Annotated in this window: 7 protein-coding genes; all 7 read left to right on the top strand. The window is 36.0% G+C overall.

Features of this window, described 5'->3' with window-relative positions; all coding sequences use genetic code 11:
* On the top strand, positions 1-867 hold an 867-nt coding region (locus VB264_RS07620), incomplete at its 5' end, for an IS4 family transposase (RefSeq protein ID WP_323248156.1).
* Between the two features lie 790 nt (positions 868-1,657).
* Positions 1,658-1,852, top strand: a complete 195-nt coding sequence (locus tag VB264_RS07615) for a hypothetical protein (protein WP_323248155.1) — start codon at positions 1,658-1,660, stop codon at positions 1,850-1,852.
* A 318-nt stretch (positions 1,853-2,170) separates the two neighbouring features.
* On the top strand, positions 2,171-2,779 hold the full coding sequence (locus VB264_RS07610; RefSeq protein ID WP_323248153.1) for an RNA polymerase sigma factor: 609 nt from the start codon (positions 2,171-2,173) through the stop codon (positions 2,777-2,779).
* 116 nt (positions 2,780-2,895) lie between these two features.
* On the top strand, positions 2,896-3,990 hold the full coding sequence (locus tag VB264_RS07605; RefSeq protein WP_323248151.1) for a FecR family protein: 1,095 nt from the start codon (positions 2,896-2,898) through the stop codon (positions 3,988-3,990).
* A gap of 504 nt (positions 3,991-4,494) precedes the next feature.
* Entirely contained in the window at positions 4,495-7,851 is a 3,357-nt protein-coding gene (locus VB264_RS07600; protein ID WP_323248149.1) for a TonB-dependent receptor, read from the top strand.
* Between the two features lie 38 nt (positions 7,852-7,889).
* The gene (locus VB264_RS07595; protein ID WP_323248147.1) at positions 7,890-9,524 is read left to right on the top strand and encodes a RagB/SusD family nutrient uptake outer membrane protein; all 1,635 of its coding nucleotides are present in this window, start codon (positions 7,890-7,892) and stop codon (positions 9,522-9,524) included.
* 109 nt (positions 9,525-9,633) lie between these two features.
* Complete coding sequence (locus tag VB264_RS07590; RefSeq protein ID WP_323248145.1) at positions 9,634-11,367, top strand: alpha-L-fucosidase; 1,734 nt, start codon at positions 9,634-9,636, stop codon at positions 11,365-11,367.
* Positions 11,368-11,448: the final 81 nt, after the last annotated feature.

Below are 11,448 nucleotides of genomic sequence, written 5' to 3'. Positions count from 1 at the left end.
TTAACGACTACTTTTAATCGAATTTTACTCCGAGACTCAAGCACTTGGCAATTACCGACTTCTTTATCAAATTTCTATCCAAGTAAAGATGCTTCTAAAACTGGGGCAAGCATAAAAATAGATTATTGTGTAAACTATCTTGAGGGAAAAGTTGAACAGTTAGTTTTGGAGTCTGGCAGAGTACCAGATGCCAAAATCAATACCCAATACCAGCCTTCATATCAAGCTAATGATTTAATTGTAAATGATTTAGGTTACTGGAATTATCAATCTTTTAAAGAATATACTCAGCTTGGTGCTTACTTTGTTTCTCGCTTAAAGACCAATGCCTGTCTATTTGACCCAGATACCAATGAGCCTATTTCCATAGCGAATCATTTTCCTAAAGATGATTCAATGGTTTCGTTCGAGTGTTATTTAGCTCATCCTAAAACTCATAAAAATAGTATTGCTGTAAGAGTATGTATTGAAAGAGTACCTGAACCTGTTAGACTGCAACGGTTGGATAAATTACAAAAAGCTGCGAAAAGCCAACAATGGAATCTCTCTGAGCTAAGAGTTGAACTTTGTGCGTATAATCTGTTTATAACCAATGCAAGTCAGGAACAATTGCCATCAGAACTCATTAGACTATTTTATGGAATTAGATGGCAAATAGAGCTAATTTTTAAGATCTGGAAATCTATTTTTGAGATAGACCAAGTAAAGCCTATGAGTATATTCCGTTTTGAATGTATGTTATATGGAAGACTCATTCTCATACTGATTAACAATCAGTTACAGGCATTGTTTAAGGCTAAAATAGCCATTGATGACAACTTTGAACTTAGTGAAATAAAAGCCTCAAGTACCTTTAAAAAAAACTAACATCACTTACTAGTAATATAATATATCAAATAAAGACAATGAAAGAATGGATAATCTCACTACTGCAACATTGGCACATTTTTGCCATTAAGGAACATAAGATGAAAAATAAAATACAGATAAAAAAAAGTCCTTTACAAGTCTTAAAATCAATAGCCTGACGGCTATGGTGGCACACAGAACACAAGTAATGCAAGTGTTCTGCGTGCCACAGACCACGGAAAAAGCTTCTAGCCGAATTCAATTCATAAAAATAAAGTGCATTTTAGTAAAGTAGCGGTAACCCTTGCGGTTACCGTATTGCGGCTGGAAGCCTTATAATAATCGTCACTCGCTTGAAAGCGAGCGACTGCGGTCTTCGTTAGAAACGAATGACTGCGTATTAAAAATCTCTCTTATGAAAATAGGAGATTTTTTGGTTTAGTCCATTCCTTAAACTGGATTAATCTCATATAAAATTTATTTATTCCAAAAAACAAACCTAGGGTTTACCCTAAGGTTTCTTATTTTAAGAAGAAGTAAATTTGTTGCACAATTTTGTTGCATTGATTGTTAGGCATAGAAGCTGTTTAAACTTTCCGTTTCTGAGGTGAAAGTATTGTATTTTTGGATTGATTCTTTCAACATTTGCGAAGCATAGCATCGCTACGTTGAGTAAATTTTGGAACAAGCTATTCTAAAAGACTTAGTTTAACCCGAAAGGGAAAGTTTAAACAGCTTCATAAATATTAAACAGCCGATTGTCTTTACAAAACCAAAAAATTGATTCACTCTCATTTTTAAATTCTTTATGAAACATAGAAATTTTATTCAAACTACAGGTTTGTCTCTGGCATCAGTCATTGTCAGTGATAGACTTTTTGCTACTACCGCTCCACCCATCAAACAACTTATTAATTTACCTGATGACGTCTCGGCTATCATCAATGGACAAGCTGTAAAACTTATTGGCAAAGGAAAACAGGGATACAATGTTTATCACTAACGAGGGACTTATGTCCCTCGTTAGTGATAAGGGTTACTCTTCATTTAACTTCAGAACACTGTTTAAGAGACTAAAACACCACTTAGGAATAAAATTTTTGATTGAAAATAATAGTAACCAGAGCCAAAGAATTTTATTTTTTGGCTCTATTATTTTTACGGCTTCTCTAAAAAACCTCTGTTTTTGGATAATTATATAAAAAAATGATAATTTTATCAGTATATTTTAATATTTATTCCTTATTGTTTGTGTCAGCAAGACACGATGAGCTTTTTGATAAAGTATTAATACATAGCTTTTAATAAAAATTAATACGCGTTGGCAATCAAACCCCTCCATAACGATGATTTAGCCCTTTGGCAAACCTTCAAAAAAGGTGATAAGAAGGCCTTTGCTAAAATTTATCAGCTTTATGCCAAGCCTTTGCTAAATTATGGCATTACCCTCAAGATTTCCACAAACCTTACCGTAGTGGAAGACTGTATCCAAGATATTTTTTTGGAGCTATGGCAAAGTAGAGAAAACCTTTCTGATACCGATTCGATTAAGTTTTATTTATTCCGTTCGCTCAAAAATAAGTTGATGCGTACAGTAAAGTATGACTTCACTAAACATGCTGATGAAATAGAAGAGAATCTGGAAGCATTGTTTGAAGCATCTTTTGAGGGATTGATGATTGAAGAAGAAAATCAAAAAGAACAATTAGAAAGACTTGAAAAAGCCTTCGGACAATTATCGCAACGCCAGCGAGAAGTCATTAATTTAAAATACTATCATCAATTCTCGAATGCCCAAATCGCAGAAATGATGGAGATCAATTATGCCTCAGTGGGCAATCTTATCCAAAAAGCTTTATTCGCTTTACGCCAGTCTATTCACTTCCCTGTACATTTTCTGCTGTTTGTTATTAATTTTTTCATTAAATAAATCATTGATTTATTTGTACTTAGCTATTTTTTGTAAATTAAATGTAAAAATTTGTACAAAAAATAGGATATATTTTTGTTGTCCTTGTCATTCTATAATTAACTCACTCATATACTATGAATTACTCTGAATTCGATACCATAGATTTTGTAAAAGACGATTTTTTTTGTCGATGGGTACAAAATCCTGATAAACATACTAATGAATTTTGGCAAGATTTTCTACAAGAGAACCCTGAAAAAAAAGCCATGATAATGGAGGCAAAATCAATGATAAAAACGCTTGCCTCTATTCAAAATACCTCCATCGATGAAGATGCATCAGTCGCCAAAATATGGCAGGGCGTAGAGTCAGAAATGGAGGTTTCAGAAACCCCGAATAATTGGGGAAGATATCTTTGGCAATTGGCAGCGTCTGTCACCTTATTAATTGGTTTGGGCTGGTGGATGAATTATCAAAAAGAGTCTGACAAAATATTTGATATTCCACAACTATCAGCCCGCAATACTAGCATAGCGTTTATCGAAAAAGAAAACACTTCTGACCAACCCATGAGTGTGATGATGGCTGATGGCTCGGAGATAGTACTAGCAAAAAATGCGAAGATTCGTTACCCCAAAGTTTTTGAAGCAGATAAGCGAGAAGTGTTTTTGGTAGGAGAAGCCTTTTTTGAAGTAACAAAAAACCCAAAAAGACCATTTTTGATTTACACCAAAAAATTAATTACCAAAGTACTGGGTACAAGTTTTACCATTAAAGCAAATCCCGAAACAGAAGAGGAAAGAGTAGTCGTAAAAACAGGGAGAGTCTCGGTGGTTTCGCAGTTAGAATCTAATACAATTGAAAAAGGTGTTCATTTTTCAGAAGCAAACGGCATTGTGGTTACCCCCAATCAAGAAGCCATTTACTCATCATCCACCGCCAAATTGATGAAGAAAATAGTTACTACACCAACTATACTTACTACGACCTTACAAAAACAAGAATTTATCTACAAGAATGCCTCGTTGGCCAAAGTATTTACAGATTTAGAAAAGGCATATGGCATTAAAATAATTTATGATGAAAACCTTTTTGAAGAATGCACCATCAACGGAAATCTATCAGACGAAACCATGTTTGATAAACTCAACAGCATTGCCAAAATTACAGGAATAGATTACCAAGTAGTTGACGCACAAATAATTGTATCTGGAAAAGGTTGTGAATGATTGTTTAGTGACAAATAATTGATATTGAATTTGCTTAGAAATTTTAAAGGTTTTACAACTAAAAATTTTTCTATTATTCATGCGTCAGCATTTAATGAATTTATACTGTTTGAGCGATAGCGAGTTTATAAATTCTTGACTTTCTTTTGTTACTTTTCTTGTGTCAAGACAAGAAAAGTAAGGACTTTGAGAGAAGATAATTTATTTTTCCCTTGATGGTTGACCTTGCCAAAATTCAATATAAGTGACTTTGAAATAAAAAGATTTGTTTCCCTCATTAATATAAATTAAGAAATATTATCAATACTCTAACTCAAAAAATATCTCAATTATGAAAAAAAACAGTACCAATTCCTCCTGAGAAAAAGAAAAGCCGATAAATGTTCTCAGCATTTATCGACTTGATACCATTCCCTTTTAGACGCGAATCAAGCACTTCCTTAGGAAGAAGTGTTAGGGAATATTTTTGCCAATTTTTCCAAAACAACAAAAACAGTACAATTTATGAAAAAAAATCTATTAACGTTAGCAACGTTGCTATCCATTATGAAAATTTCAGCTGGACAGATATTAATTGCTATTGTCTTCACTACGTTATCGTATGCTAGTGAAGTAAGCGGACAAGATATACTGCAACAAAAGATAACAGTGCGTATCGAAGAAAAAGGATTGTCGGAAGCACTTTCAGCGTTAGAAAATGCTGCGAAAATCAACTTTTTCTATAGCCCAAAGAATATTAGTGCTAAACGAAAAATTAGTATTGTGGCTAAGAACCGTGAATTAAGAGATGTCTTAAAAGAACTATTTACGCCACTAAGCATCAGTTATGAGATTCAGGGCGAACGTATTCTGTTGAAGAAGAGTAATGTCAGCATCGAAAAAAACGACCAAAGTCTTGAACCTCAATTGGAGCTTCAAGAACAAAACATAACGGGAACCGTAACCGATGAAAAAGGAGAGCCTTTAGTGGGAGTAAGCATTACGATAAAAGGAACAACCAGAGGAGGAGTAACGGATGAAAAAGGTAAATTTAATATCAGCGTCCCCGACAATAATAGTATTCTGGTTTTCTCATTTATTGGGTATAAAAAAAGAGAAGTATTAGTAGGGAAGACTTCCGATATGAAAGTACAATTGGTTATTGATCAACTTAATTTGGATGAAGTTGTGGTAGTGGGATATGGTACTCAGAAAAAAGTAAATTTAACAGGCTCTGTCTCGACAGTTTCTGCAAAGGAAATTGCGGATAGACCCATCACGCAGTCATCACAAGCTTTAGCAGGTTTAGCCACAGGGGTTTCGGTGTCGCAGGGTTCTGGGCAGCCCGGTAATAATGGTGCTAGCATTACTATTAGAGGGATAGGGTCGTATGGTGCAGGTGGTGGTCCTTTAATTTTAGTAGATGGTTTAGCAACTTCTATTAATGATGTTGACCCCAACAATATTAAGAGTGTTTCGGTTTTGAAAGACGCCGCTTCGGCAGCAATGTATGGTAGTAGAGCCGCCAACGGAGTAATATTGATTGAAACAAAACGAGGAGAAAATGGAAAAATGCAGGTTAGTTACAATAGCTATGCTGGCTGGCAAAAACCTACTCAACTTCCTGACTTTGTTGAATCGTGGGAGTTTGCCAAACTTAGAAATGAAGCAAATGTGAATGCTGGTGCTGGTTTGTCTTACACAGATGCTGAAATAGAAAAATTTAGAAATGGGTCAGATCCAGACAATTATCCGAATGTGCCTCATCTTAAAAATCTACTAACTTCTGGTAATGGCTTTCAGACCAACCATAATATGAGTTTTATGGGTGGCAATGATAAAACACGTTATTTATTGTCGCTAGGGTATCTTCAACAAGATGGTATAGTAGCTAAAAATGGCTATTCAAAGTATAATTTCCTATTAAATACCGATAGTAAAATTAAAGATAACCTTACGTTAAAGGTAAGCCTATCAGGATATACTTCTGAAAATCATTCGCCTAGACACTATGAAGGAGGAATGAACCACATGATTAATTTTGCTGTGCGTGAAGCACCTATTTTTGCAGGAAAAAAATCTGATGGAACCTATGGGTATCAAGACAATTACAGTCCAGAGGCTTGGATGTCTAGTGAATCTTTTTACAAAGGTACCAACAAATATTTTTTAGGTAGCACCGAAATTGCGTGGGAGTTATTCAAAGGTTTTACGTTGAGTGGAAAGGTTGGGTATAACTATTGGAGTTACTATAATAAAGATTATGCCTCAGATTTTGTATTTAATGCTTTCAAGACGGTTGGTCCTAATAATTTAAGTATATCAACAGGCCAAGGGCAACAATTAACCCTTCAATCGCTTGCTACATATACCAAGCAAATCAACAAGCATTCCTTTACAATATTAGGTGGAGTATCTGAGGAACAATATGACGACCTAGGGATGTCGGCTTATCGGAAAGATTTTCCAACCAATACCTTGTATGAACTAAATGCAGGTTCGGCTACAGGGATGAGTAATTCAGGTTCAGCCTCAGCTTGGTCAATGCGTTCTTTTTTCAGTAGGGTTAATTATATCTATAACGACCGATATTTATTTGAAGCAAATATTCGCTCAGATGCTACCTCACGTTTTCCCGAAAAGGGTAGATGGGGATATTTTCCTTCATTTTCGGCAGGCTGGATAATTTCTGAAGAAGATTTTTTGAAAAATGTACTTTGGATAGACAACCTAAAGGTAAGAGCAAGTTGGGGTAAATTAGGTAATCAGAATGTAGGTACATACCCATATCAAAATATTGTTTCTTTAGGACAGAACTATTCTATTGGAGGCGTATTGGCTTCTGGTGCTGCCAGTAGCAGGCTTAGCAATGCAGATATTACTTGGGAAACCACCACTACCACTGATATTGGAATAGATGCAAGTTTATGGAAAGGCAAGCTAGATTTTACCTTTGGAGTCTTCAAAAAACAAACTTCGGGTGTGCTTTATAGCATAGCAAGTTCAGCTACTTTAGGGCTTGGTACATCTCCTGTAAACATTGGTGGGGTAGAGAATACAGGTTTTGAGGCAAGTCTAAATTACCGAACAACCATTGGTAAATTTAAACTAGGGGTATCGCCAAATTTTACGATTGTTAATAATAAAGTGACTGAATTAGCCAATGGTCTCCAGCAAAATATTAGTGCCAATCTATTTGTAGGACAGCCACTAGGAGTAACTTATGGTTATATAGCCGATGGGTTATTTAAAGATGCTAATGATGTGGCTACTTATCCAAAACAGCCCTATTCAGCAGAGCCTGGTTTTATAAGATTTAAAGATATTAGTGGCCCAGACGGTGTGCCTGATGGCAAGGTAGATGCTACTTACGATAGAACTTTTATAGGCAATACCGTTCCTAAATATAATTTTGGACTTACCCTTACTGCCAATTATAAAGGATTTGATTTGTCAGTATTAATTCAAGGACTTGCAGGATGGAAAAAGCAGATGAATAACTATCAGGCGTTTGCTTTCTTTAACGGTGGACAAATACAGAGATGGCAAGTAGAAAATCGTTGGACTACAGAAAACCCCGATCCAAATGCGCTGTATCCAAAGTTAACAAGCCTAAACGAGGGTAGTGGTATTATTCAATCATCTACTTACTGGAACAGAGATGCAAGTTTTGCAAGACTCAAAAACCTACAAGTAGGCTATAGTTTCAGTAATAAATTGATAGAACAAATGAAGATAAGTAGGCTCAGAATATATTTTAGTGGACAAAACCTCCTTTCAATTAATTCATATTACCAAGGTTGGGACCCTGAAATGGCACAAAACGGTGGATTTTATCCGCTCACAAGTGTTTATACCTTTGGTGTAAATGTATCATTCTAAATTATTCTGACATATTTTTTACTAAACAATTGAAAGACATGAAATTCAATCATATATATACAACATTGCCCCCTTTCAAAATAGGATTGCTCTTTTTACTTTTCTTTTCCATTTCGGCTTGTAAAAATGATTATTTTGATAAACAGCCACTTGATTCAATTTCAGATGGAACTTTCTGGAAAACAGAAAAAGATGCTAATTTGGCATTAGTCGGATGTTACAACATTGGGGCAGGGTGGTCTGGTGAGGATTTTTGGAATGCTCGTGCGGTGCTTTACCTTGATTTTATGGCTGGGTTAGGTTCTGAAAAAGAGCTAATTCCAGATCATGTTACCGATGGTACATTGAATGCTTCGTACTGGGTAACAAGCAGTATTTGGTCTAATACATATAGTAAAATTGCTAAATGTAATAATTTTTTAGACCACATAGACGCAATCCCTTTTGATCAAACCAAGAAAAATATAATAAAATCAGAAGTACGTACTTTAAGGGCATATTCTTTATTCAATCTGGCATTGTACTTTGGCGACATCCCTTTGCCTAAACATTTACTGACGGTAACCGAAGCTAATTCAATAACCAGAACTGCTAAAGCCGAAGTATGGACATTTGTTGAAAATGAATTAAAGGAAAGTGCTTCGATGTTGCCAGCTACTCGTCCTAGTAGCGAAATGGGGCGTATTACCGCGGGTGCTGCTTTGGCGATTCTGGGTAGAGTACAAATGGCTGAAAAGAAATGGAGTGATGCAGCGGCAACGTATAAAAAAATCTTGGATAGCGGCGTTTATTCGATAGAACAGGGTGGTTTTAAAAAGTTGTTTATTCAAACAGGAGAGAGTAGTAATGAGATAATTTTGGCATCACAGTATCATGAGGATACTTATTCACACGTAATGTTGCAATATCTTTATCCAGAAAGTTATGGAGGATGGCACCAGTTTTCTCCTTATAACGAATTAGTACAATCTTATGAATGCATTGATGGTAAAACCGTTGAGGAATCTCCCTTGTATAATCCGAATGCCCCATACGATAATCGTGACCCTAGGCTCGATCAAACAATAATGATATCCGACCGTACCGTATTTAAAGGGGTTAAGTATGTTTCAAGACCAGAATCTAATTCGCCTGATAGAATGAGTAGATACAACTGGAGTGGCTATTGTATTAATAAATACATGGATTCTACGTTTGCAGGAAACCTGATGAACTATGGCGGTAACTTTACTTTGATTCGCTACGCAGAGGTACTTTTAAGCTATCTTGAATCAAAGTTGGAAGCGGGAGAGGCTATTAATCAAACATTATTAGATGCCACAATCAATAAGGTTAGGGGTAGAGCTACTGTCAATATGCCTCCAGTAACTGTTACAGACGCTAATTTATTAAGAACAATCATAAGAAGAGAACGCAAAGTAGAATTGGCATTTGAGGGTATTCATTATTATGATATACTCAGATGGGGTACTGCTGCAACGGAGCTGAACCGACAGTTTACAGGGATGAAACTTACCAATTCACCAGCTACTTATAAGGATTACCCCGTAGATGCTCAGGGCTTTTTATTGTATCAAAAGAGGGCTTTTATCGCTGGGAAAAATGAATTATGGCCAATTCCTCAATCTGAAAGAGACATTAATAAAGCCTTAACTCAAAATCCGGGATATTGATATTGCTTGAGGTTATATCCTTAAAATGTCTTAGCAAATGAAAAATTAATTTTTCATTTGCTAAGACATTTTAAAAAATAAAAAATGCTCTATTGAGCTACAACAAACCATGAAAAATATATTTGTAATGCTTGTTTTCTTCATGATGCCTGCTTGTGTGTATGCACAAGAGAAGAATCCATTTCCAACAATTTCAAAGCCAAAGCCAGTTGATAGTGAGACTTTAGGAGATTGGAAAACATTTCCAGAAATGAAGTTAAATATTCCTATTACAAAAGGACCTTTTGAACCAACATGGGAATCGATTGAAAAAAACTACCCGGGTACTCCTCAGTGGCTTCGTGATGCCAAGTTTGGTATTTGGGTTCACTTTGGTCCACAATCAGCAGGAGAAAGTGGTGACTGGTATGCACGTAATTTGTATAAATCGGAAAAAAAGGCTTATACTAATCATATAAAAAAATATGGACACCCATCAGAGGTTGGATATAAAGAAGTATTGCGTGACTGGAATCCCACCAAACTTAACCCATCGCAACTCACTAAAATATACAGAGATGCTGGTGCAAAATATCTTATGATTCAGGGGGTGCATCATGACAATTATGATTTATGGAATTCAAAATATCAGCCTTGGAATTCAGTAAATATCGGCCCTAAGCGTGATTTAATAGCGGAATGGGCAAAGGCTTGTAAATCAGATGGAATGCGTTTTGGTGTAACCTTCCACCATGAATATACATGGTGGTGGTGGCAAACAGCCTTTGGTAGTGACAAAGAAGGGGAGAAAAAAGGTATTCCTTATGACGGACACCTTAGTCTTGCCGATGGAAAAGGGAAATGGTGGGAAGGTTATGACCCTAGAATGCTTTATGGTATCGACCTCCGAGAATATAAAGGGGTAGAACAAAATGCACATACAGAATGGTCGCCACCTCCAGCTGGTATTTTTTCAAACCATCTTGATTATGCTAAATGGTACACAACTAATTGGGCTCTGCGAATGATGGATGTTGTAGCGCATTATGACCCAGATTTTATCTATACTGATGGTACAGTGCAAGGCCCTTTTACTGGGAATGGAACAGGAACAGGGATAAAAGCTGATGCTATGCAACACGTAATTGCTGATTTCTACAACCGTACATTACAGAAAAGAGGAATAGTTAATACTTTCAGTATCGTAAAATTTCGCCATAATACCAATGGTACAGTGAACACAGAAGAATTTGGTGTTCCTGAAAAAATTAATACTGCTCAACCTTGGATTGCTGAAGCTCCAGTAGGTGACTGGTTTTACGCTCCTGGCTTTACTTACGATTCAGGAATGATGATTAGATACATAATCGAAGCCATAGCACGGGATGGTAATGCCGCCCTTTGTATATCTATATTGCCTGATGGTTCTTTAGACGAAGGTAGCTTGAAAATGTTAAAAGAAGTAGGTAATTGGATGCGTAGAAATGGTGCTGCTGTTTATGGTAGCAAGGCTTGGAGTATTCCTGGTGAAGGAGAAATCATCAATAATAAGTTGAAAATGTTGCCAGGTGGTGCATTAAATAAAAGACACGCTGAATTTAAGTTTAATGAAACGGATTTTAGGTTTACGGTTGGGAAAGACAAAGCACTTTATGCTTTTTGTATGACAGTACCAGCTCCTAATACTACCATAAAAATAAAATCTTTGGGTTCTAATTCTGGTAATTATTCTCAAGGTATAAAAAAAGTTTCCTTGCTTGGTTACAAAGGAAAACTGGACTGGAAACAAGAACCTGATGGATTAACGATTACCTGTCCTTCAAAGATGCCTTATGAAACATCTGTAGTTTTTAAAGTTGAATGACATTTAGTATATAAAACCCCAATAAACTAGGATAGTCATGCCATGAGTAAAGTTTATGGCGTGTTTTAAAAAAACAAAGAG

It is taken from the genome of Arcicella aquatica, assembly GCF_034928825.1.
Taxonomy (GTDB): domain Bacteria; phylum Bacteroidota; class Bacteroidia; order Cytophagales; family Spirosomataceae; genus Arcicella; species Arcicella aquatica.
This window is presented reverse-complemented; position numbering and strand designations above follow the sequence as displayed.